Origin of the sequence: Streptomyces sp. NPDC090994 (genome assembly GCF_044768905.1) — a bacterium.
Taxonomy (GTDB): domain Bacteria; phylum Actinomycetota; class Actinomycetes; order Streptomycetales; family Streptomycetaceae; genus Streptomyces.
Map to the genome: position 1 here is coordinate 99,233 of NZ_JBIVWS010000014.1, position 22,966 is coordinate 122,198.

19 protein-coding genes are annotated in these 22,966 nt (G+C 71.6%); 3 read left to right on the forward strand and 16 right to left on the reverse strand.

All coding sequences use genetic code 11. The features are described from left to right. Positions 1-18: 18 nt before the first annotated feature. Genes ureA through ACIQR3_RS25900 form a run of 3 tightly spaced genes read left to right on the forward strand, consistent with a single transcriptional unit; the run spans position 19 to position 3,251 of the window. On the forward strand, positions 19-729 hold the full coding sequence (gene ureA, locus ACIQR3_RS25890) for an urease subunit gamma (RefSeq protein ID WP_403542907.1): 711 nt from the start codon (positions 19-21) through the stop codon (positions 727-729). Continuing rightward, the gene (locus tag ACIQR3_RS25895) at positions 726-2,399 is read left to right on the forward strand and encodes an urease subunit alpha (protein WP_403542908.1); all 1,674 of its coding nucleotides are present in this window, start codon (positions 726-728) and stop codon (positions 2,397-2,399) included. Before ureA ends, ACIQR3_RS25895 begins: the two co-directional genes overlap by 4 nt. Positions 2,400-2,426: 27 nt before the next feature. Continuing rightward, positions 2,427-3,251, forward strand: a complete 825-nt coding sequence (locus ACIQR3_RS25900; protein WP_403542909.1) for a hypothetical protein — start codon at positions 2,427-2,429, stop codon at positions 3,249-3,251. Between the two features lie 17 nt (positions 3,252-3,268). Here ACIQR3_RS25900 and ACIQR3_RS25905 read toward each other — a convergent pair whose 3' ends face one another. From ACIQR3_RS25905 to ACIQR3_RS25980, 16 genes are all read right to left on the reverse strand, one after another. Further along, the gene (locus ACIQR3_RS25905; protein ID WP_234318560.1) at positions 3,269-3,961 is read right to left on the reverse strand and encodes a phosphotransferase family protein; all 693 of its coding nucleotides are present in this window, start codon (positions 3,959-3,961) and stop codon (positions 3,269-3,271) included. 420 nt (positions 3,962-4,381) lie between these two features. Further along, positions 4,382-5,404 (reverse strand): tyrosine-protein phosphatase, encoded by a 1,023-nt coding sequence (locus tag ACIQR3_RS25910; RefSeq protein WP_403543063.1) that lies wholly within the window; start codon positions 5,402-5,404, stop codon positions 4,382-4,384. A gap of 95 nt (positions 5,405-5,499) precedes the next feature. Next, positions 5,500-5,649 (reverse strand): hypothetical protein, encoded by a 150-nt coding sequence (locus tag ACIQR3_RS25915; RefSeq protein WP_403542911.1) that lies wholly within the window; start codon positions 5,647-5,649, stop codon positions 5,500-5,502. A 344-nt stretch (positions 5,650-5,993) separates the two neighbouring features. Further along, entirely contained in the window at positions 5,994-7,097 is a 1,104-nt protein-coding gene (locus ACIQR3_RS25920) for an NUDIX domain-containing protein (protein WP_403542912.1), read from the reverse strand. Between the two features lie 43 nt (positions 7,098-7,140). Beyond that, positions 7,141-7,917, reverse strand: a complete 777-nt coding sequence (locus tag ACIQR3_RS25925; protein ID WP_403542914.1) for a PIG-L deacetylase family protein — start codon at positions 7,915-7,917, stop codon at positions 7,141-7,143. Positions 7,918-7,959: 42 nt separating this feature from the next. Further along, entirely contained in the window at positions 7,960-8,808 is an 849-nt protein-coding gene (locus ACIQR3_RS25930) for a glycosyltransferase family 2 protein (protein WP_403542915.1), read from the reverse strand. 2 nt (positions 8,809-8,810) lie between these two features. Continuing rightward, positions 8,811-9,734, reverse strand: a complete 924-nt coding sequence (locus tag ACIQR3_RS25935; RefSeq protein ID WP_403542916.1) for a hypothetical protein — start codon at positions 9,732-9,734, stop codon at positions 8,811-8,813. Beyond that, complete coding sequence (gene fxlM / locus ACIQR3_RS25940; protein WP_403542918.1) at positions 9,731-12,106, reverse strand: methyltransferase, FxLD system; 2,376 nt, start codon at positions 12,104-12,106, stop codon at positions 9,731-9,733. Before fxlM ends, ACIQR3_RS25935 begins: the two co-directional genes overlap by 4 nt. A 27-nt stretch (positions 12,107-12,133) precedes the next feature. Continuing rightward, entirely contained in the window at positions 12,134-13,516 is a 1,383-nt protein-coding gene (locus ACIQR3_RS25945) for a phosphotransferase (protein ID WP_403542920.1), read from the reverse strand. Continuing rightward, the gene (locus ACIQR3_RS25950; RefSeq protein ID WP_403542922.1) at positions 13,513-14,364 is read right to left on the reverse strand and encodes a class I SAM-dependent methyltransferase; all 852 of its coding nucleotides are present in this window, start codon (positions 14,362-14,364) and stop codon (positions 13,513-13,515) included. The genes ACIQR3_RS25945 and ACIQR3_RS25950 overlap by 4 nt, the downstream gene beginning before the upstream one ends. After that, entirely contained in the window at positions 14,361-15,674 is a 1,314-nt protein-coding gene (locus ACIQR3_RS25955) for a methyltransferase domain-containing protein (RefSeq protein WP_403543065.1), read from the reverse strand. The genes ACIQR3_RS25950 and ACIQR3_RS25955 overlap by 4 nt, the downstream gene beginning before the upstream one ends. Positions 15,675-15,679: 5 nt before the next feature. After that, positions 15,680-17,047, reverse strand: a complete 1,368-nt coding sequence (locus ACIQR3_RS25960) for an MFS transporter (protein WP_403542923.1) — start codon at positions 17,045-17,047, stop codon at positions 15,680-15,682. A gap of 102 nt (positions 17,048-17,149) precedes the next feature. After that, positions 17,150-18,619, reverse strand: a complete 1,470-nt coding sequence (locus ACIQR3_RS25965; RefSeq protein WP_403542925.1) for an NUDIX hydrolase — start codon at positions 18,617-18,619, stop codon at positions 17,150-17,152. 75 nt (positions 18,620-18,694) lie between these two features. Next, positions 18,695-20,728 carry an ATP-binding cassette domain-containing protein gene (locus ACIQR3_RS25970; RefSeq protein WP_403542927.1) on the reverse strand — a complete coding sequence of 678 codons (2,034 nt, stop codon included), beginning with the start codon at positions 20,726-20,728 and terminating at the stop codon, positions 18,695-18,697. Between the two features lie 211 nt (positions 20,729-20,939). Then, positions 20,940-21,809, reverse strand: a complete 870-nt coding sequence (locus ACIQR3_RS25975) for an endonuclease/exonuclease/phosphatase family protein (RefSeq protein WP_403542929.1) — start codon at positions 21,807-21,809, stop codon at positions 20,940-20,942. Further along, positions 21,806-22,861 (reverse strand): aldo/keto reductase, encoded by a 1,056-nt coding sequence (locus tag ACIQR3_RS25980; protein WP_403542931.1) that lies wholly within the window; start codon positions 22,859-22,861, stop codon positions 21,806-21,808. Before ACIQR3_RS25980 ends, ACIQR3_RS25975 begins: the two co-directional genes overlap by 4 nt. Between the last annotated feature and the right edge of the window lie 105 nt (positions 22,862-22,966).

Genomic DNA, 22,966 nt, shown 5'->3' on the forward strand with positions numbered 1-22,966 from the left:
CGCCGGGAAGGAGACGTCGTGCACCTGACCCCCGCCGAGCAGGGCCGGCTGCTGCTGTACACGGCCACCCTGCTGGCCCGCGAGCGCCACCAGCGTGGTGTGAGGCTCAACGTGCCCGAGGCGACCGCGCTCATCGCGCACGCCGCGTGCGAGGCCGCCCGGGACGGCGGCCGGCTCGAGGACGCGGTCGCCGCCGGGCGCGAGGCCCTCACCGCCGCGGACGTGCTGCCCGAGGTGCCGGGCATCCTGACCGAGATCCAGGTCGAGGCCGTCTTCGCCGACGGCTCCAAGCTCGTCGTCATCACCCACCCCCTCGGGCCGCCCGCCAACCCGGCCGATGCCCCCGGCGCCGTCCTTCCCGCCGACCAGCCGCCGCCCGAGCTGGCCGACATCATGCGGGTCGAGGTCACCAACACCGCCGACGTGCCGGTCACCGTCACCTCGCACTTCCACTTCTTCGAGGCCAACCGCGCCCTGGCCTTCGACCGCCGCGCCGCCTACGGCCGCCACCTCGCCCTGCCCGTCGGCGCCAGCACCCGCTTCGAACCGGGCACCACCCAGGAGGTCGCGCTGACCCCGATCGGCGGCGACCGCGTCGTCATCGGCTTCGCCGGTCTGGTCGACGGCCCGCTGGACGCCCCCGGCGCCCGCGAGGCCGCGCTCACCCGCGCCCACGTCGCCGGCTACCTCGACACCGGCCCTAGCACCGACCAGGAAGGCGACCTGTGAGCAGCCACCTCACCTACGCGCAGCAGCACGGCCCCACCACCGGTGACCGCGTCCGCCTGGCCGACACCGGCCTGACCCTGCGCGTCGAAGCCGACGCTCAACGCTCGGGCGACGAGTTTCTGACCGGCTACGCCAAGACCGGCCGCGACGGCATCCACTACCAGGCCCGCCTCACCGACCGGACCTGCGATCTGATCGTCAGCAACGTCCTGCTCGTCGACCCCGTCCTCGGCATCCGCAAGGCCTCGATCGGCATCAAGGACGGATGCATCGCCGCCGTCGGCCGCGCCGGCAACCCCGACACCCTGGAGGGCGTCGACGTCCTCGCGGGCACCGGCACCACCGTCATCCCCGGCGAAGGCCTCATCGCCACCCCCGGCATCGTCGACACCCACGTCCACCTCTGCTCCCCGGGCATCATGGGCGCCGCCCTCGCCTCCGGGGTCACCACGATCGTCTCCCAGAACTTCGGCCCGACCTGGGGCTGCGGCGTCACCAGCCCCGCCGAACTGCGCCACGCCCTGCGCGCCTTCGACGCCTTCCCGGTCAACATCGCCCTGCTGGCCCGTGGCTCCTCCTCCCACCCGGACCCGCTGCTGCGCGCCCTGGAGCAGGGCGGCGCCTCCGGGTTCAAGGTCCACGAGGACATGGGCGCCCACGCCCGCGCCCTGGACACCGCCCTGACCGTCGCCGACGACCACGACGTCCAGGTCGCGCTGCACAGCGACACCCTCAACGAGGCCATGTTCGTCCAGGACACCCTCGCGGTCATCGGCGGCCGCACCCTGCACGCCTTCCACGTCGAGGGCTGCGGCGGCGGCCACGCCCCGAACGTCCTGCAGCTGGCCGGCCTGGCGAACATCATCGGATCCTCCACCAACCCGAGCCTGCCCTACACCCGCGACACCGCCGCCGAGCACCTGAACATGATCGCCACCGTCCACCGGCTCGACCCGGACGACCCCGACTGCCGGCGGATGGCCCACGACCGGATCCGCACCGGCACGCTCGGCGCCGAGGACGTCCTCCATGACCTCGGGGTCATCCCCATCACCTCCTCCGACTCCCAGGCCATGGGCCGCATCGGGGAGACCGTCCGCCGCACCTTCGCCATCGCCGCCAAGATGCGCGCCCTGGACCCCGAGCCGCGCGGTGACGACAACGACCGCGTCCTGCGCTACATCGCCAAGCTCACCATCAACCCGGCCATCGCCCACGGCATGGCCCACGAGGTCGGCGCGCTCACCCCCGGCCGCCTCGCGGACATCGTGCTGTGGAACCCCGCCTACTTCGGTGCCAAGCCGCAACTCGTCCTCAAGGCCGGCTACCCCGCCTGGGGCGCCACCGGCGACCCCAACGCCTCCACCGAGACGAGCCAGCCCCTCGTCCTCGGGCCGCAGGTCGGCGCGTACGGCGCGACCGCAGCCGACCTGTCTGTCGCCTTCGTCAGCAGGTCCGCGCACGACAGCGGCACCGACACCCTGCCGACCCAGCGCCGCCGGGTCGCCGTCCGCGACACCCGCACGATCGGCCTGGCCGATATGAACCGCAACGACCGACTCAGTGACGTCCGCGTCCACCCGGACACCGGACGGGTCACCCTCGACGGCGATCCCATCAACTCCCCGCCCGCCCAGGCCACCGCCCTCAGCCAGCTCTACTTCCTGTAACCCAGGCCCGAGACCAGGAGCGCCCGTATGTCCCTCACCAGCCCGGCCCGCGACCTCCTCGACCGCGGCCACGCGACGATCCCCCTGCCCGCTGCAGACGCCGAGGTCCTCGCGGAGCTGCGCACCCACGCAGCGCGGTTCTTCACCCAGGACGAGGAGACCAAGCTCCGGCACGGCAGCAGCGACTTCAACTTCGGCTACCGGCCCTACGGGCGCCAGTACTCCGTCAGCCCTGAACGGCCCGACATGAACAGCTCGTTCACCTACTGGGCGAACGACCCGGCCAAGGTCCCCGGGCACGAGGCCGACACCGTCGCACCGTTCCTCAAGGCCCTGGCCGGGTACTGGAGGGTCGCCGCCGACGCTGCCGACCAGGTGCTGGCCGGCCTGGCGGCCCACTACGGCTACCGCGACGACCTGCAGTTCCGCACCTCGTCCTACCTGGAGATCAACTGGTACCTCCGCGAGCCCGAGCGAGACCTCCTTCAGGACCGCCACGAGGACGGCCACCTGTTCACCCTCGCCACCTCCGACGGCCCCGGGCTGGAGATCGAGACCGACGGAGAGATGAAGCAGGCGGCCGTCGGAGACGGCCGCCTGCTCGTCATGCCCGGCAGCGTGCTCACCGCGATGACCGCCGGCCACATCCCGCCGCTCTACCACCAGGTCCGCAACCACCAGCTGGAGCGGCGCATCACCACACTCTTCCTGGTCAACCCCAGGCTGGACCGGAACATCGCCCCCTACGCCACGGCAGGGGGCGAAGCCGTGGACGTCGCGGCACTGGCACGGACCAGCGGCTCGATGTTCGGGCTGCCCCCGGCACCGGTCCTGGCCCCGCCCACCGTCTGAAGCGCGACAGGGCCGGCTCAGGCCAGGGCGTCCTCGAACACCGACCGGTTCGATGCGGTGAACGCGAACTCGCGGCGGCTCCACTCGATCCGGGAGGCCAGCACTTCGGGCTCGGCGGGCGCGGTGTCGGGGGAGGCCATCAGCTCCGCCCAGAACCGGGCGTTGCGCGCCTGCCGCTCGAGGATGGCGTCGACCACCGCACCGCGTTCCGGGCCCTGGAGGCCGTAGGCGTCGGCGAGGATCTTCACCTGCTCCGCCTGCCGCTCCACCGGGACGGTGCACTTGGACGCGATGCACCACGTCCACGCGGCATAGCCGAGGTCTTCCAGGGGTGAGCCGGGCGCCGCGGTGTCGAAATCGATCCACGCGGTGGGCAGCCCATCGACGAAAACGGCATTGTTCGGGGCGGCATCGTGATGACACACCACGGGCGAGCGGCCGGCCAGCTCGCTACCACGAGTGGCGTCGTGCATGGCCCTCAGCAGCGCTCCGGCCGCCGCCACCTGACCGTCCTCCCACACCTGGAAACGCGCCGGGACCTCGCCGGGGAGAAAACTAAGAATGTCCATCCCGTCGGCCTGTCCGAGATATTTCGGAGCGCCGTCGAATCCTTGCTGTTCGAAAACCTTCAGAAGGGTGGCGACGAATTCCGAGGAATCCGATACCGGCCTGCGCACGGAATCATCGACCTTAACGACGCCGTCGGTCATCCTTCCGCCGGAAAGCGGGACCGCACCACCAGGCGCATCAGTCATTTAAGCCGCTCCCATACCTAGATCCCGAATCGGCCCATGGGTCTACAAGCAGCACATATCTACGCTAGGACACCAGGGCTCGCCTTGCGACCCAAGCGATGTTATACGAGCCACGCTGCGCAGCGGTCCCGGGGTGCCCAACTCGCCTTGTCGCGTGTAGAGTCCGGCATTCTCAAGATCGAATTTAATGCATCCGGCGTCGCAATTGATCAAAGCGCACCGGTGTGGCCTGCGGCGATGCTGAGAGCGGATGTGGGCGAGACGGCGTTCACGCCGTGGGCCGCGTAGCGAACGTCACCCGAACGGATGACGAGGCGTCGACGCGCGGCTGCGCCCGCGATCCACCGGATCGCGGGCGCAGCTGCGCGGGCCTGGTTAGGCGAGCAGGTTGGAGCGGAGGGCGTCCAGGTCGGCCTCCGTGATCCCGTGGGGTGCCAGGTAGGCGGGGATGGAGCCGAACCCGGTCAGAATCGTGTCCATCGCCGAGGCCAGCAGGGCCTCGTTGACCGGGTGCGAGTAGCGGGTGACCCCCGCCTCGTCCAGGAAGGACGTCGGTCCAGCCGTCAGCTCCAGCTCGACGTTGGACCGCACATAGTCCCCGACGACCTGGTCCCACGGGGCCCCCAGTAGCGACTGGACCACGGCCACCGCGAGACCTGTGCGGTCCTTGCCCACGGCGCACTGCACGACCGCCGGCAGCGCGGTCGGCTCGGCCAGCCGCTTGACCAGCGCCGCGATCGCCGCAGCCCCGTAGGTGGCCATGAAGGGGTACAGGGCGGCCGGGTCCACGGGCCACGGCTTGCCGTCGAAGCCCGTGAAGTCGGTGAAGCCCATCGCCTTCAGGGCGTCCAAATCAGGCAACGCCGGAATCGGAACCCATTCGATGTCGAGCCCGTGCGTCTGCCCGGGCCAGACGTCGCTTTCGACGCCGCTGCGCAGGTCGATCACCGTGCGAATGCCCAGTTCTCTTAGGCGCCCGGCCCCAACGTCGGTCAGCCGGTTCAGGGAACCGGATCGGTAGAGAATTCCAGAACGCATAGGGGAAATGCATGCGTCCCGGAAGTTGCGCACGTTCGGTACGTCCGGCAGGTGGTTCCGTGCCGTACGGAGGTGACTGGCCGACCTTGTTCCACTGTCAGGCTTTGCCATGGGAAAAGAGTAGGGCCCACGCGGCCTTTTCGTTCCCCTATTGCAGGAAAATAACTCAATTACTTGCTGTGGCTGAAAGACGTCGTCCGCGTCCCGGATGAGGGTTGGATGCGGTCGGCTGATCGGCACAGTCAGCGCCTGGTGTACGTGATCTCTGATGATTGGCCGGGCGGCTCGCTTCGGCGTGTAGTCGGCCAGCGGTTTGCCGCAGCCGGCGACGGGAACAACCGCCACTCGCGACTCGGCCATCAGGACGATCCGACCGATGGTGTTCGAGAGGTTCGCTCTCGACACGGCTCTTCAAGGCTGTCAGCTGGCTCAGTTCCAGGTGCCGCAACCCCGTCTCAGTCGGGTGCCGGGGCAGGGGCGAGGGTGATGTGCATCCACGGCACGGCGTGCTCACGGAAGGAGTGGCCCAGTGGTTCGATGCCGTTCTGGTCGGCAAGGCTGAACCCGGTGACCATGACCATGTCGGAGTCATCGGCGATGGACACGAGCTGCGATCCGCAGTCGGGGTAGAAGCCTCATCGTAGGGTCGGGTAGGTCGCATGCCCCCGGGGCCGGTCCAGATCAGAGAGTCCAGAGGGAAGCCCACCCACAGCACCGCGGGCCCGCCGGAGATCCGCGTCTCATGGACACATGAACACAAATGCGGATCATCTGGGACGCCGGTGACCTGGTAGGAGATCCGGCCGCACTGGCAGTGTCCCGTTCGAACCGGCGGTGGAGCATCCGATGCGGCTCTCGTGACCGGCAGGGATCGAGCGGCCACAGGGGGCGTGCCCAAGGCAGGTGATGTGTTGCTCATGCGAGTCCTCGCTTCGAGATGGGCCGGGGGCTACAAGGTGGTGAGGTCGATGGCGTCCGGCAGTTCGGTGAGGGGCTGCCGCGCGGCACGGGGGATCCCGAGCCGCGCTCGGACCTGGTGGACAGCGGCGAGCTGGTCGGCCGCCGGGAGTCCCCAGTCGAAGAGCTCCGAGGCCTGCTCGGGTGTGGCCAGGACCCGGATGTGGGTACGGCCGGTGGCCGGGTCGACGGAGGGCGGGCCAAGGCGAGTGAGGGGCGCGGCGTAGCGGAGGCGGGCGTACGGCTTGTCGGGGTCGCAGAGGTGGCCGAGGAGCAGGGGGGCGCCGAACTCGGCCGCGGCTTCCTCGCGTGCCTCCCGGCGCAGTGTGGCGAGCGGGTCGCCGCGGTCCGGGAGTTCGGGGGCGCCGCCCGGCAGGAGGGCCGCGCCGGTGTCCGGTTCCAGAAGCACCAGGACGCGGCCGTCGGGTCCGAGGAGCCAGCCCCAGACCTGGACCACCGAGAGCTGCTCCGGGGCGGGGCCGATGTAGAAGGGCAGGTGGTGCCGGGCGCGTGCGGTGCGAAGGGCGCCGGCCCGGTCCAGGACGGTGGGGGCGATCGGGAGGCCGTTCTCCAGCAGGGCGGGCCCGGCGGCGTTGATGCGCGCGCGCAGGGCGGACAGGGCCCGGCGGGCGTCGCCGGGGGACATCAGGTCCGGTAGCCGGGCGGGTTCGACGAACTCGACGGACGTGATCTCGCGGTCGGGCAGCCGGATGGCGGCGATCTGCTCATTGTCCCAGGTCCCGCCGTCGTAGACGTGCAGGATCTCGCCGGGAAAGCGCATGGTGGCGGGCGCGTTGAGGCTGTCGGCGCTGACCCAGTCCACGGCGAGCCCTCGGTCGACGGTCGTAGTGACGCCGAGTTCCTCGCGCACTTCCCGCCGGGCGCCCTGCGCGGGGGGCTCGTTCTCATCGACGCCGCCGCCGGGCAAGAGGCAGGTCGTGCGGTAGTCGACGTGCTGGACCAGGATGCGGCCGCGTTCGTCTGTGATCAGCACGGACGTTCCCACCCATAGGGCGGCCGCGGCGCGTAAGGCTCCGTACTCCTCGTCGGTCATCATCGTGCTGGGCGGCGTGTCAGGGGCGGGCGTGACGGTCATCTCGTCTCCGATCGTGCTGGGGGACCGCGTGGACATCGGTCGGTCAGGCGATGAGCCGGTGAGGGTCACCCGGCGCGGGGCCGGGGGTGAGCCGGGTGAAGTACTCGGTGCTGATGATCTCGTCGCGTTCTCCTTCGGGCAGGCGCGCGAGCAGGCCGGGCAGGGACCGCTCGCGGGCGACTTCGCTGCGGTGCGCGAGGATCGCCTCCATCTTCGCCGCGGCCCACGGGGAGACGTCGACGGTCGTGGTCACGTACGCCTCCGGCACCGCGAGGAGCGTCTTCCCGACGCTCTGAAGGAGCGGGCCGAGCCGGCCTACACCGGATTGCGAGTGCGTGGCCGCGTACAGGGCTGCCGGCTGCCAGGGATCGCCGGCGTGGGGATACAGGTGCGGCAGGCCGGCGGCCTCGACGGCGAGGAGGGTGATCTGGTGGGCGCGCCGGTGATCCGGGTGCCCGGTGAGCTGGCCCAGGGCGTCGTGGCCGACGACGATGTCGGGCCGGACCTCGCGGATGTGTGCGACCAGGCGGCCGACGGCTTCGTCGAGGGGCGCGTCGACGAGGCGTACGGCGCCGTCGGGGGCCGAGGCGGGGTTGCGGGCGTCGGCGTAGCCGAGCAGGCGCGGGGCTTCGGCGCCCAAGACGTTCAGGGCGTCGGCGAGTTCGGGGGCTCGGTGGCTCGTCGGGGCCCAGGTGGCGGTGACGACGCAGGTGCGGGCGCCGGAGGCCTGGTGCTGTGCGAGCACACCGCCGGCCAGCAGACTCTCATCGTCGGGGTGCGCGAATACCCCCATCAGCGACGGCAACGGCGGCTTGTTCATGGCGAAGAGGACTCCTCGAAGTGGGCTGACGGGGCAGAGGGGTCAGATGATCGGCGGCCGCCCGGCGGCGGTGAGCCGGTAGACGGTGCGCCAGCTCATCGGATGCCGCCGCTGCGTACGCCGGGTAGTCCATCCTTCGCGCATGCCGCGCAGCGTCTGGTCCAGTCCGCCCCCGCGCACGGCCCGGGCCAGGGTGATCGCAGTCCAGGCACTCAGGTAGAGGGGGAGGAGCGGGGCGGGGAGGTTGCGGTGGGCGATCCAGATCCGGTTGCGGGCGGCGAGCCGGTGGTACAGCGCGTGGCGGGCGGGTTCGGTGAGGGGGTGGTGCATGCGGATCGACGCCGCGTACCAGCCACACCAGCCCGCCTCGTACAGCCGCCAGGCCAGGTCGAACCCCTCGTGATACAGGAAGAGTTGCGATTCCCACCCGCCTGCTGCGTCGAAGGCGGCGCGCCGAATCAGGACGACACCTTCGGTCATCGAGGCGACCTTCCCCGGCCGTCCCGGATTCGAGGCGCGCAGCCGGGGGACCCAGCGGCGCGGTGTGGTCGAATCGTCCGGGCCGGTCAGCCGGGGCTGCACCCAGGCGGCTTCTGGATGCCGCTCGGCCTCGGCGACGAGCCGGGCAAGGACATCGGGGCGGGGGAAGGTTGCGTCGTTGTCGAGGAAGTACAGCCAGTCGGCCGGATCGCCCGCGTCGCGCAGCGCGGCGGCGCCTGCGTTGCGACCGCCGGGGATGCCGATGTTCTCGGGCAGGCACACGGTGAGCGCACCGGCTGGTACGACCTCGGGCTTGCAGCCGTTGCCGACGACCACCACCCGCACGTCGACGCCGCTCTGGGCAAGGAGGGTCGCCTGCGCGGCCGCTTCCTCGGCAGGGCGATCGTTCATGGTCAGAACGACGACGTCGACGCGTGGGCGGGGCATGGGTTTCTCCGGCCGTCGGGCTGGTCAGGGCGTGGGGACGGGGATGTTGGTGAGGTGCTCGGCCTGGCGGGCGATGAGCGGGGTGAGGTGAGGGTGGACGCCCCGGGAGCACGCCTGGAGGAGCTGCCCGAGGGCGATAAGCTCCCCGGTCCGGCCTGCGTCCGTGTCCAAGACGGGCCGAACTCGCGCCGGATCCGGGCGGCGGTCGCCGGCGCGGCCAGCGAATACGCATGAAGCAGACCAAGGTCGTAGCCGACGGGTAGCCGGCCCCAGTTCTCCCAGTCCAACAGGATCAAGGGTGCACGTGTCAGATTCGCCCAGTGCAGATCGGCGTGCCCGGTCGTCGTCTCCCGGATCCGGATGGGGGCAATGCCGAGGAAGCGGCGAAAGTTCCGGTCGACCCAGTTCTGCCGTACCGATTCCCGGTCGGTGGGCACCGTCGCGAGCGTCCCGAGTGCGGACTTCAGCTCCGCCCACCACGAGTTGGGCAGAGCGGTGTCCTGGTCGAGGACGGGAGTGCCGCTGGTGACCGGCGGGGTGGAGACGTACTCGGTGAGCTCCGCCCGGTAGGCGACGTCCCGGGAAGTCCAGTCGAGAACGCCGCGAAGCCGTGGCCGCGGCACCGACCGGGGTACGTGCGTGTCTGCGGTCGCCGTCCCCTCCCACAGCCGTCCGCCCGCCTTGTCGGCCTCGGCGGAGACGATGCGTAGCCAGCAGTCCCCGGCCCGGCGCCCCAGGGTGCGGCCCTGCCACCCCCATACCTCCGGCCCCGATGCGGACACCCGGAACTGCTTGGCGGCGGCCGCGTGCGCTCGCCGCATCCGGTCGAGCTCGTCGCGTTCCGCCGGAGCGGCGAACACCGCCTGCTGCACGGCTTGTTTCACCGTCACACCCCCTCCGCCACAGCGTCGGCCACCGGACGCTCAACGGGCCCGGGCAGCACAACGTCACGACCCGGCCATCGGAACACCATCCGGCAGTTCACCTTGTCCAGGACGTCGCCGGCGGGCAGTGCATCGTCGGGCGTGCCGGCCGGGTGGACCGTCAGGTCGGGATCGGCGTGCTCGTCGTTGGCCTCGGCGCGGATGTGTCGGTCCCAGGCCAGCACCGTGGTCACCAGTCGCTCGGCGAGCTCGGGCCCCTGCTCGCCGAAGGCGTACGCGAACCACTCCCACTCCTTGTCTTCTTGGCGGTCGCTGTCCTTGGTCTGGACGTGGATCAGGTAGGCCAGCGAGGCCTCGCCGAGGATCGCGGGGGCGTCGCAGTCCTTCGCGATGCCGGTCACCGCCTCGGCGGACTCCTGGTGGACGGCCAGCCGGCAGAAGCCCGACAAGGTGGTGGCCGCCAACAGCTGAAGGGAGCCGAAGTAGGAGTTCGCAGCCCTCATGGTCACGCCGGTCGCGACCTCGTGCCGCCGCCCGCGCAGCGCCTCCTCCAGGCCCTGAGTGCCGACGGCGGGGCCGTCGTCGAAGCGCAGGGCCAGCGCTCCGTCGAGCAGGGGGACGACCGGGGCAGGGCGGGCCTGCTGACCCTGGTCGCGGACGAAGCCGCAGTAGGTGAAGCGGCGGGCGTGCAGTACCTCGCCGCGCCGCTCGAACTCGATCGCCCGGGTGTAGCCGCCCATCTCCAGCGGCAGGACCAGGCGCCCGCCTTCCGTCAACTGCTCACACCAAGCTGGAGAGATGTCCCAGCAGTTGTAGGTGATCATGTAGCCGTCGAAGCCGCCGCGGGGTACGAGGCGGGCGGGCGCGCCGAGGGCCGCGTCGGCTTCGACGGCGGTGACGCGTCCGCTGCCGGCCTCCGTGAGGAAGGCGCGGGTGCGGCGTACGACCCACGGGTCGATGTCGACGCTCACCACGCGACCGTCGGGCCCGGCGACGTGGGCGATCAGCTCGGCGTTGTAGCCACCGGATCCCGCTTCGAACACGATCGCACCCGGCCGAAGACGCAGGCTCTCGAGCATATCGGCCTGGAGCCAGGCCGCGGACACCGAGCTGATGGCCGTCCCGGTCTTGTCGCGGCGGGTGGTGACGGCCCGGTCGCCGCCGTAGTACGCGGCCGCCAGGTTCACTTCCGGGGCGAAACGATGGCGCGGAACGGTCCGCAGCGCGCTGCGGACGGGCTCGGACGGGGCCCAGCCGCCGTGGATCACCGTCTGGGCCATCGCCTGGCGCAGCCGGGCGGCCTCACCCGGCTCGCCCGGCACGGGCGGCCGATCGGCGGCGAGCGGGTAGGACACCACGGGAGGCAGGTCTGGGATGACGCCGGGCCATACGCTGTCGATCGCGAGTGCGGCCGGGACGAAGACGTCCCCGGCACAGGCGAGAGTGTGCAGGTCGAAGAACTCCCAGCGGTCGAACTTGTCCGCCTCCGTGTTGGTGAGGGTTCCCGTCCACGCGGTGATACGGACGACGGCCGTGAGTCTCGGGATGCCGTGGCTGTCGTCGACCAGCATCGTTACCACGTACGCATCCGCCGGGTCGGCGGCCAGGCCCGTCTCCTCGGCGAGCTCGCGGACCGCCGCGGCCGCGAAGCCCTCCGGGCCGGAGGTCTTGCCGCCGGGCAGTTCGAGCATGCCGCGGCGGGATCGGCCGAGCAGGACCCGGCCGGCGTCGTCGGTGACGACCGCGAGGGCGCCGGTCAGGGCATGGGCGGTGGTCGGCCGCTTCTCGACGGCCCTGGTCTCGGCGTGGCAGGGGCCGCGCAGGACCAGGACGGCCAGGCCGTCCGCGTCCAGGCGTTCCACCGTTTCCCATCCGGCGGCGAGCACGGCGATCTCGTCCTCGTCCAACGCGATCCCGCGCCGCTCCTCAGGCGTGGTCGCCGCCACCGGGGTGATGACGACGAGAGCGCCGCCGTCCCTCAGCCGCTCACCCAGCCCGTGCAGGACGCGCCCCCTGTCCTGCACGAACGGGTACACCAGCCGCATCGTGATCAGGTCGTACCCCTCTTCATGCAGCGGGGCCGGGTCGTCGCGCTCGATGTCCAGGTGCAGCCAGCGCACGCCCTCGACGTCGGCGTGCTCCTCTCGGGCCCGAGCGAGGGCGCTTTCCGTGAAGTCGACGGCGTCCACGGTGTAGCCGAGCGACGCGAGGTAGGCGGCCAGCTCCCCGGTACCGCAGCCCACGTCGAGCGCCCAGCCGCCGCCGTCGGGGACGGGGGTGTGCTCCGCGAGGATCTCCCGCTCCCGCTCACCGACCTGCCGGAAGTTTTTGCCGTCGCTGAAGTGTTTCTCCCACTTGCCGCGGGCGGTATACGTCAACGTGCTGCTCCTCATATGTAGGCGTGCTCAGGGGCGTTGTGCGGCGCGGAGCCGGGCCAGCGTGCGCCGGCCGCGCTCGATGAGTTCGGGGTCGTGGTGGCCGGCGCCGTAGGAGATTCCGGAGACGGAATCCAGGACGGTCAGAATGCTGAGGTGAGCTTTTTCGTCTGGAGTGAAGCGGCGGCCGTAGCCGTCCATCACGGCCTGGAAGAGGTCGGGCCGGCCGTGCCAGGCGTCGGAGAGCCGTACGAAGTCCCGTACGGCCGGGCCGTCTTCCGACCGCTCGAAGTCGATCACGTAGAGAGCTGCGGCGGCCTCGTCCCAGCGCAGGTTGCGGAGCTGGAAGTCGCCGTGCGTGGGCACCGTCATCAAGGGAGGCAGGCCGACGGCCCTCTCGGCGGTGGCGCGGATGAACTTCTCGTCGCCGGGGTCGAGGTGGGGCAGGGCGCCCGCGAGGTGGCGCTCCAGCTTCCCCAGCGGCAGGCCGTCGGTGGTCGGCTGGGGCGGGGCGCTGTGGTGGATGGCTGCCGCGAGTTGCCCGATGCGGTGGAAGATGAGGCGCTGCTGCTCGGGCGAGTGCACGGCGCCGTGCAGGGTGCGGCCGCCCACCGCGGTGAGTACGACGGCCCGCAGCGTGGGGTCGGCGGCCACCAGCCGGGGTGCGGCTGCCCCGAGGACGGGGACCCAGCTGCGAAAGGCGTCCACCTCCCGACGGTGGAACCGGTCGTTCTGGTGGATCTTGACGTACCACTCGCCACCCTCGGTGCCGACCGCCCGCCACACGCGGCTTTCCTCCCGCGCCCAGGAAGCGTCCGTCCACGCGGTGATCCTGCCGACCGCTTGCTGGGCGAACGCGCGCACCGTTTGGTCTGGGACCGCGCCGCGGGCGGTGGGTTCAGGGAGCAGGGCCAGCCGGTCGACGGACCGGTCGTAGGCGATCGGGTCACCGGGCTCCTGGAAGTGCACGGCCATCCGCGCGCCGGCCCGGTAGGCATCCAACCCGGCGCGGCAGTACGCCACCATCGGCTCCGGCAGGGCGTCGAAGGAGAACCACCCCATGGCGTCGCACACCTGGGGCTCCATGACCTCCGGGGTGCCCTCCCACCGTTCCACCACGAAGAACACCCCGAGCCTGGCGCCGCCGGCAGGGGTTCGGTGGTGCACGGTGACGGCCGCCCGGACATCGGCCCGGTCGATGACGACACCGGCCTCCTCCCGGGCCTCACGCACCAGGGCGGCGACTACGTCCTCCCACGGTCCGTCCAAATGCCCGGACACGAGATGCCAGCAGCCAGCCGCGTACACGGTCCCGGCCCGCCGGGACAGCAGCACCTCAGGGCCTGCCGCGCCGTCGCGTACGGCGATCAGGTGGACGTCGAGCGGCTCGGTGTGCCGCTGGGTGCCGCTCACGCAGCACCGCCGGGGCGGCGCGCGAGCAGCACGGTGAACACAGTGTCCTCCGTCAGGACGCCGCCGCCAGCATGGTCCTGGAGCAGGCGGAGAGCGGTGGCCTCGAACTCGAGGTGGCGGCCGGCGAACAGGGCGGGGCGGGCGAAGCTGGTGGTGCGCAGGTAACCGATCACGTCTTCGGGCGCCCAGGCGCGGGAGACGGGGAAGCTGTGCTCGGACACCTTGCTGAACGCCGAGTCGGCCAGGTCGTCCTCGTAGGAGCGGTCCGGCCCGGCGTAGGTGCCGCGGGTGCCTGCGCGCCGGTTTTCGCCGAGGTAGCTCTGGATCAGTACCCGAAGGGCGGCTGTCCAGTCGGCCTCATAGGTCCAGAGGCTGCCGTCGCCCATGATCGCCACGACGGCGTGCGGCGCGGCGACCTGGTCGGCCATGGACAGAACCTCCGGGCGGGCCATCCAGTGGAAGGACCGACAGCAGGTGATCAGGGTGGGCGCCAGGCCGGGCGCGGCGGGCGCGAAGTCGTGGGCGGCGCCGGTGAAGACGTCGACCGTGCACGCTCCGCGGACCGGTTCGAGTGCGGCGCGGGCCGCCTGCAGCATCGAGGCGTTCACGTCGACCAGGGAGATGTGCGCCAGTCGGCGCAGGACAGGCAGCAGCGCGCGGGCCACCTGCCCGGTTCCGGTCCCCAGGTCCAGCAGGACGGGGGCGGGCACACCGTGCTGGGCGGCGGCCAAGAGGTGAATTACGGCGTCCGGGAGGCCGGGACGGTAGCGGGCGTAGTCGGCGGCCTCGGGCCCGAACAGGGCATCGTCCGAAACCGCCTCAGAGGCCGGCTGGTCGGGGCGGGTCATCGTGCATCTCCAGTCTCGCCAGGGGAAAGCTGCCAGGTCAGGGCGCCGTTCGGGCTGGTGGCCCGCTGGCCGCCGTCGGCGTCGAAGTGGAGCCGGAAGACGTCTGGCGCACCGGCAGCCCGCCACCGGCCGGCGACATCCTGGATCTCCGCCCAGATGTCCCGCGGCCCCGAAGTCGTCACATCCCACCGGCGGTGGCCGACAGCACGCACACGCATCCACGACCGGCATGCGGGCGCGCCGACCGTCAGGTTCTCCGCACCGAAGTCGCGCACCAAGCCCGGATACAGGTGGTCCAGGGCCAGCCACATGCCGCGCGCCGTGTCGGGCGGCGGCGCGAGCATGCTGCGCTGCGTCCACCCGTCGGCTGTGGTGATCTCCGCGCGGAACGCAGCGGACAGGAACAGCCGGTCGAAGCCGGCACCGGCCCGGTGACCGAACTCGACCGCCCGCAGCTGGGCCTCCACGCACCCGTCCCGTCGTCTTTCGATCAAGGCCAGGCCCGGCCACGACGGCGACGACGTCCCGACCGTCATCAGCGCGCGCCCTCCCGGCGCCAGCTGTTCCACCAGGGCCTGCGGCACGTGGCGGACGGCGAAGGAGACGAAGATCCGGTCGTACGGGCCGCCGGCGGCCCACCCGGTGGTGCCGTCCCCGGTCACCGCGGCCGACCGCCGGTAGCCGAGGGCGGACAGCCGGTCGCGGGCGGCCGCGGTGACGTGCGGGTCGATGTCGAGGGTGACGACGCCCTCATCGCCGCACACGAAGCAGGCCGTCGACGCGGTCACCCCGGCGCCGGTCCCCACATCCAGCACCCGCTGCCCGGGCCGCAGGTCCAGCTGCTGCAGCAGGTCCGCAGTCAGGGCCATCGTGCTCGACATGGCGGTGATTGCGCCGCCGCGGCGCGGCCCGGGAGCGCGGCCGAGGATCGGCTCGCCGTTGTGCTGGATCGCGACGCTGTTCCCGCTGTGCAGGCGCTCCAGCAGCTCCTTCCGGTCGGCCGGACGGGACAAGTCCAGCAGATCCCAGCACGGTGGCGTCTCGTCGGGGGCGCTGCGCCGCACGTATGCCTGGGGCATCAGGATCTGGCGCGGCAGCGCGAGCAGCGCTTCTCGCACCGGTCCGGGGCGAAGGTCTCCGCTTTCCTCGAGCCGGGCGACCATCGCCGCCCGGGCCGCCACAGCCTCGGAGGTGTCGCCGGCGGGCTGCGCCGGAAGGAGGGGTGCGCCGGAAGGAGGGGAGTCGCTCAGCACGGTGCACTCCAGAGGATCGAGTGGGGGAGCAGCGGGCATCGTCGCCGAGTTCGGCATCTTGTTCACGAGGCATCGCCTCCGAGTGCGCGCTCGTGCCGTGTGTCGTCCGTGGGCGCTGGAGTGGGCAAGGGGGGTGTCCGGGCTGCGGGCGGCGACGGCAGAGGGGCGGCGGGCGTATCCGGCATCTGCCGTAGGGCTCGGATCGGGGAGCGGGCGAGGACGACAAGCGGGATCAGGAGCAGGAGGGTTCCGGCGGTCAGGGCGGGCCGGACACCGATCCACGTGCCCAAGGCGCCAGCGAGGAGCGCGGCCGCGGGCCGGGCGCCGGACGTCAGCCAGGTGCTCACCGCCTGCATCCGCGCCTGCATCCCGGCCGTGGTGACGATCTGCCGAATGGATCTTTGGGTTGTACCAGCGGCGCCGGCGCAGGCGAGCTGCAGGAAGAGCGCCGCACCGATCGTGATCTGCCAGGCAAGGCCGGGGGAGGCGAGCAGCAGCGGGAGCTGGGTCAGCGGGGTGATCGCGAGCGCGGTCAGCATCATCGGCCCCGGCCCGCACCGGCGGGCCAACGCAGGTGCAGTGAGCGCTCCGGAGGCCGCGCCCAGCGCGCCGAGGCCCAGCACCACACCGAACGCGGTCGCGCTCATCGCCAGAGACCTCAACAGGTACAGCGCCCAGAGGGTGTTGAGCAACCCGAGGGCGAATGAGGTCGTGGCGTTGACCAGGGTCAGGGTCCACAGCCGGTCATCGCCGCGCACGTACCGCAGGCCCTCGCCAATCTCACCGCGCAGTCGGCGGGTCTCCGGGCGGGTGCGGGCGGGTTCGGCGGCCTGGATGCGGGCGGTGCACACGGCGCTGATCAGGTAGGAGGCGACGTCGCCGAGCAGGGCCCGAGCGGGCCCGAGCAGTGCGGTCAGCGCGGCGCCGAGGTTGCTTCCGGCGGTCGCGGCGACCGCGAACAGCGCGCCGACCCGGCTGTTGCTCCGCTGGATCAAGGACCGGTCCACGAGGCTGGGCAGCAGGCTGATGGCCGCCGCGTCGTGGAGCACGCTCGCCGCCCCCTGTACCACGGCGACGATCATGAGCTGCGTGAGGGTGAGGGTGCCCAGCGCGGCCGAGACCGGCACGGTGACGAGCACCGTCGCGCTGACCAGGTCACCGGTGATCATCTGTCGGCGCTTGGAGTGCCGGTCGGCGAGCGCGCCGGCGTGCAGGGCGAACAGGGCGGGAGGCAGCTGTCCGAGGAACATCAGCCAGGCGACCTGGGCGGTGCTCGCGTCCAGGTGGAGCACGGCCAGCACCGGCAGCGCCATCTGCGTGATCGAGCTGCCGGCCACGCTCGCGGCCTGGCCAGTCAAGTACCGGCGGAAGTCCCGGTGCCGCCACAGGGAAGTGCCGGCGGAGGAGAGGGGCTCAGTGCAAGGCGGCACGGGACCCCTCCCTCGGCTCCGCCAGGAGCCCTCGAAGTACGTACCTGAACTCGGTCTTGGCCCGCTGGCCGGGGCCGCCACCGGCGGGTGTGCTCACCCTGCTCACCAGCCCAGCTCGGAGTAGGGGCGGCCTTCGGCGATCGCGGTGATGGCCGTGCGGGTGTAGGAGACGATCGGGTCCGGCAGCTCGTCCCGCGGCCACCACTGCCAGGACAGGCACTTGTCGGACTCGCGCACCTTGGGGGTGCCGTCCCACCGGCGAGCTCGGAAGACGAGCTGCATCAGGGGCAGGCTGCCCGGGGTGTCGACGACGTGGACGACGTGCACGAGCTCCACGTCGGCGGGGTCGATGACCAGCCCTGCTTCCTCCCACGCCTCGCGGACCAGGCACGCGAGGGCGGGCTCCTGCTCGCACCTCCCGGCGAGGTAGTGCCATGTGTTTCCCGCGTACTTCGAGTCGGGGTGACGCAGGCCGAGCAGCACCCGGCCTTCGCCGTCTTCGAGGTGGAGGTGGACCCCGACGCCGTTCAGTACGGTCCGGCTGCCCCCGTCCCACACGGCCGGGGCCGCGGCCGGCTGGTTGTCCGGGGGGTTCTCTGCCGCGTGCCGGCGAATCAGGTCCCGGGTGGCGGGGCTCAGGCGCAACCGGTCCAGTTCCTCGGGCGTGAACCAGCGCAGCAGCACACCCTCATGCAACGCGAGCCGGTCGGGGTTGCCGTGCCACCGGCCAGCGAACACCTGCACCGGGACGCTGAGGCCGTCGATGCTGGTGGCAGTCTCCACGGCGAAGGGCTTCGCGTCCTCAAGGCGTAGGTCGGGAACCTCCTCGGACAGCTCCCGCACCAGGGTGCCCTCAAGGCTCTGGTCGTCGTGCGTGCGACCGCCGCCGAGAAGGGCGAATGCCCCCGACTCCCAGACGACGCCAGGCCTGTGGTCACGCAGATGAAGCAGGTACCGGCCAGACCCGTCGTGGATCAAGGCGGAAGCGTTCACCGGCTCCGGCACGCCGTCCAGGCCCGCCGCGAGGAGCTTCGCGCGCAGTGTCGGCGAGGTGACCTCCGGCTGCGGGAGCCACTGGGCGCCGGAGACCTCCTCGTCCTGCAGCGCGACCTCGGGCGGCTCCTCACCGGCGAGGTAGAAGACGTAGCGAACGTCGTAGTGGCGGTGAGCCGGCTCGTCCTTGGACGGGCCGGCGTCGATGTCGTGGACGTCGATGTCGATCGGAGAGCCGAGCAGCTGCCGGGTCAGGCACAGGGCGCTCGGCGCGATCCCGGCCTCCTCCGACACCTCCCGCAGCGCCGCGGCGAGCAGCGTGCGGTCCTCGGGCTCGATGTGGCCACCCGGGGCGAGCATGAGGCCGCCGGTGGCCCGATGCCGGATGTGCAGGACCCGGCTCTGCCGGTCGATGACAACGGCGCTGCACGTGATGTGCCCGGGCTGCGTCGTCCGGGCGGTCGCGTCGACGGGCCGGTCCAGCGCGGTGAGGAGCTCGGCCAGGGCGTCACGCTCGCCGGGGTGCCGACCGAGGTACGCCTCGACGGTCCTGCGGACCGCGGTGGAGCTGGGTGACATGGGCGTCGTCTCGCCTTCGAAGTCGTGAGAACGGGGTGGCGGGCAGGCTGAGGGGGAAAGGGGCGCTCGGGTGGATCAGCTCGCCGTCTCGTGGCCGGACGGCTGGGCGCCGCGGGGGCCGGGGACGCCGTCGGATGCCGCCGCGATCCCGTACTGCGCGGCTTGGGCGATGAACATCCCCCGGTACAGACCCCCCGTGCGGGACATCAGGTCCTCGTGGGTGCCGTCCTCGACGACGCTGCCCTGATCGAGGACGTAGATGTGGTCGGCGTGCATGGTCGCGGCGAGCCGGTGGGTGACGAGCACGACCGCGTGCCCTTCCTCGGCCAGGGACCACAGCCCCTCGAACGCGGCAATCTCCGCATGAGGGTCGAGGGCGCTGGTCGGCTCGTCGACCAGCAGGAACGGCGCCTGCCGGTACCTTGTTCGAGCGGACCCCAGCTTCTGCCACTGCCCGCCAGAGAGCTGGACACCGCGCTCGTACCCCTTGAACACGATCGAGTCCCAGCCGTGCGGCAGGCCCTCGACCAGCTCGAGCACGCCCGCGTCGTCGGCGGCCTTGCGAACGCGGTCCATGTCTCGGGGGCGGTCTCCGGCACCGATGGCCACGTTCGCGGCCGCCGTCATCTCCCATCGCGGGAAGTCCTGTGCCAGCACGCCGACTTCAGCGAAGATCTGGGCGCGGTCGGCCTCACGCAGCTCGACCCGCTCGCCCGACTCGCCCACCCACCACACGTCCCCCTCGGCAGGCAGCAGCAGTCCGGCCAGCACCTTCGTGAGGGTGGTCTTACCCGAGCCGTTCGCCCCCACCAGGGCCGTCACCTTCCCCCGCGGCACGCGCACGCTCACGCCCTTCAGGGAGGGGCCGTCGGCGCCCGGATAGGTGAACGAGACCGCCTCCGTCCTCACCTCCCGCACTGGTGCGGGCAGCGGGGCACCGTTGAGCGGGATCGCGTTCTCGCATGCCGCCTTGATGGCGTCCTCGGTGTCGGTGAGGAACAGCAGCTCCTCGTATAGCCGGTTGACCTGCTGCACCAGCGACGTGAGGCGCGCCGTCGACGTGCGGATGGCGATCACCGCGGTCCCGCCGACGGCGAGCGGCAGACCACCGGTCGACAGCAGCCACCACAGCAGCCCGTAGCAGGTCAGGGACGCCACACCGGCGAACCCGCCCGCGACCAGGTCCGTTGACGCCTGCGCCCGGGCCAGGCGCCGCTGCTCGGCCTCCGTCTGCTGCGACATCTCCTCGTAACTGGACAGCAGCTTCGCGCCAGCGGCGTGCACGCGGAGCTCACCGGCGGCGTGCGGGCGGGTCAGGTAGGCCAGCAGGGACGCGATCGCCCGCCGGTGGTCGACCCAGTTCATCCGAGAGAGGTAGTCACGGCGCGCGGAGCGGACCGCGCCCCACCCCTTGGGCAGCGCGATCGCCAGCAGCATCGGCAACAGCGCCCAGTGCAGCGCCGCGAGCACGACCGCGGCCGCCGCCATGCCGATCACCACGTTGCCGACCCCGACCGACAGCCGAAGCATGCTGCGGGCCGAGTCCGTGCCGAACTTCCCCGCCTCCAGGACCCGCTGGACCTCCGGCCGCTCGGTCGCCTCCACCTCCACACCCGTGACGGCCCTGTAGTAGCGGGCGGAGACCGCCCGCTCCACCTGCGGCTCCAGCCGCCCCGACATCGCCGTCGACCACGCCGACAGCACGGCGCCGGCCACCGCCGCGACCGCCAGCACCACCAGGGACGGCAGCGCGTCACGGAGCTTGTCGACAGTCGGACCGTCGGCGAACAGCTGCGCGAGGACGCCGTTGACCGCCACCAGGCCCCACGCGGCCGTCACGCCCTGCCCGAGCTCGGCCGCCACGACCCCCATCAGCGCGCGCCGGTCCGCCTCCCAGCCGGTGCGCAGCACCATGCCCACCATGTGCGGCAGCGCGGCTGCCATGTGCCCGAACTTCAGCCGCGTCAACGGGCCTTCGTGTCGGACGTAGGACTGGTCGTAGCGCAGCCGGCCCCCGTACAGCTCCCGCTCGGCGTCCGAGATGTTGTCCGTGACTCCGGCCTTCGGGCCGCTCGCGCTCTTGTCGCTGTCTGGTTCGACTGACGTCAATGTGTTCCCCCTCGTGGACGTAGTGGTGGCGTCGCGGTGTTCAACGACGCCGCATGATTTCGAGCACCTGTTCCTTTCGGACGCGTTGTGCGCCCTGTGATTCAGCGGTTTTCCGAGGGTGCGCAGTGCACCGACCCTTGCCGCGCAAGGGCCCACGGCTCGGGGGTGATTGGCCGAAACGCCGACGTTCGGTCGCTGCGGCGGTCGGCTGTCAGTCGGCGCCCGTCGCTGGGGCTTCGCGGTGTTCGCCCGGGGTGGACGGCAGGCCCAGGCGCAGCGTCATGACCGCGTGGTCGGTCAGCCCCGCTTCGCGGGCTTGCTGGTGGTAGTTGCAGGCCAGGACGCGGTCGGCGTGGGGTGTGGAGACGAAGAGGTGGTCGAAGCGGAAGCCGTTGCCCGTGAGTCCGAACCAGGAGTGGGTGACCTCGTCGGGGTGGAGACGGCGGAAGGCGTCGGTGAGGCCGGCGGCCTGGAACGAGTCATAGAAGGCGTACTCCCACTCGCCGAACACCTTGTGCGGGGGCTGATGCCCGCGCTCGACGACGTTGAGGTCCCCGGCCACGATGACGGGCATGTCCGGGAAGGCGGCGAGCAGCCTCGGCAGGCTCTCGGTGACCGCCTCCTGGAAGGCACGCTTGGCAACGTTGCGCTGTGCCTTCGGGCCACGGGAGGGCACATACAGGCCCAGCACTCCGATGTCGTGGCCGCCGACGGTGGCGCGGGCCGCCGGGGCGCGATGGGGTGTGACGGTGACCGGGCTGGGGACCGGCCGGACACCGCCGGTACGGCAGGCGATGACCGTGCGGTAGTCGGGCGTGGACGGCTGGGGAGCGATCACGGTGGCATACCCGCGCTCGGTGAGCGCGGTGACGAGGGCGTCGCCGCCCTGAGTGGAGGACACCTCGGTGAGGACGGCGATGTCGGCGTCCTCCTGGCTGGCGATCCATTCGGCCTGGCGGCGCGAGCGCTCCGGAGAGGCGTGCTGGGCGTTGAACAGCAGCAGCCGCACGGCGTCGGTGGCCGGCTGGTGGGCGCTTTCGTCGGTGGCGAGCAGGGACAACTGCTCTGCGGCGGGGGTCATCGGTCGGCTTCCTTCTCGTCGAGGAAGACCTCGCTGTACGCGTCCAGGGTCTTCTGGAGGCGGCCGAGGGTGGCGCGGACGAAGGCGAGTTCGTCGTCGGTCAGCGGGGTGCCGACGGCGGTCAGGTTCGCTTCGACCTGCTCGGGGCGGGTGAAGCCGACGAGGACGGCGGCGTTCTCGGCTCGCTGCAGGCACACCTGGAGGGCGACGCGGGTCAGCGCGGCCGGGCTGTCGCCGAAGCGCTCGCGGAGCGGCCGTATGCCGTCGGAGATGATCCGCAGTGCCTCGGGGGTGAACCAGGCCTTGCGCAGCCGGTGGTCGCCGGGGGCGAAGACGGGCGGGTGGTCGGGGTCGTACTTGCCGGTGAGCAGGCCTTGGGCCAACGGTTTGTTGATCAGCACGCTGGCGCCGAGGGAGGCGGCGAGGGCGAAGATGTCCGGCCGGCCGGCGGCGGGCGGCGGGGTCAGGGCGTTGAAGCGGGCCGCGAGGTAGTCGGGGCGGATCTGCTCGGCGAGGTGGGCGAACCGGGCGTACTTGTCGCCGCGCTGGTCCTTGGCGACGGTGACCCGCTCGGTGGCGTGGCGGTGGGGGCCGCGCATCCCCACGGCCGTGACCAGTCCCTGGCGCTGGAAGTCGAGCATCTGGGCGATGGCCGCCTCCAGGTAGCGGTCGTCGGGCCCGAAGTCGGCGTTGTGGAAGAAGTAGATGTCCAGACGGTCGGTGCGCAGGTTCTCCAGGCTCGTCTCGAGCTGGCGGCGCATGGCCGAGGGCAGGTAGGCGTGCCGGGCGGTGCCGCGGTGGTAGCCGACCTTGGAGGACAGCACCACGGTGTCGCGGGGGACGGTGGCGGTGAAGTCGCCGATGATCCGCTCGGAGTGCCCGTGCCCGTACACGTCGGCGGTGTCGATGAGGTTCGCGCCGAGCTCGTAGGCCCTCTCCAGGCCGCGGCGGGAGGCGGCGTCGTCGGCCGTGCCCCAGCCCATCGGCAGCCCGAGGTTGTTGTCGGCGCCGCCCACGGCCCAGGCGCCGATCCCGATCGGATGAACGGACAAGCCGCGGGCGAGTGTGCGGCGCGCGGGGGAAGTCGGAGCACTCACAGGAAGTACCTCTTACCTCTCAATTAGTAGCAAACACTGATGAATCGTGTGCGGGAGTGA

Bases quoted from the DNA above. Each gene is read 5' to 3' on its own strand.
- ACIQR3_RS25925 (WP_403542914.1), bottom strand. From the start codon at position 7,917: ATGAACAAGCCGCCGTTGCCGTCGCTGATGGGGGTATTCGCGCACCCC.
- ACIQR3_RS25955 (WP_403543065.1), bottom strand. From the start codon at position 15,674: ATGCCGAACTCGGCGACGATGCCCGCTGCTCCCCCACTCGATCCTCTG.
- ACIQR3_RS25975 (WP_403542929.1), bottom strand. From the start codon at position 21,809: ATGACCCCCGCCGCAGAGCAGTTGTCCCTGCTCGCCACCGACGAAAGC.
- ACIQR3_RS25905 (WP_234318560.1), bottom strand. From the start codon at position 3,961: ATGACCGACGGCGTCGTTAAGGTCGATGATTCCGTGCGCAGGCCGGTA.
- ACIQR3_RS25950 (WP_403542922.1), bottom strand. From the start codon at position 14,364: ATGACCCGCCCCGACCAGCCGGCCTCTGAGGCGGTTTCGGACGATGCC.
- ACIQR3_RS25910 (WP_403543063.1), bottom strand. From the start codon at position 5,404: ATGGCCGAGTCGCGAGTGGCGGTTGTTCCCGTCGCCGGCTGCGGCAAA.
- ACIQR3_RS25965 (WP_403542925.1), bottom strand. From the start codon at position 18,619: ATGTCACCCAGCTCCACCGCGGTCCGCAGGACCGTCGAGGCGTACCTC.
- ACIQR3_RS25900 (WP_403542909.1), top strand. From the start codon at position 2,427: ATGTCCCTCACCAGCCCGGCCCGCGACCTCCTCGACCGCGGCCACGCG.
- ACIQR3_RS25920 (WP_403542912.1), bottom strand. From the start codon at position 7,097: ATGACCGTCACGCCCGCCCCTGACACGCCGCCCAGCACGATGATGACC.
- ACIQR3_RS25930 (WP_403542915.1), bottom strand. From the start codon at position 8,808: ATGAACGATCGCCCTGCCGAGGAAGCGGCCGCGCAGGCGACCCTCCTT.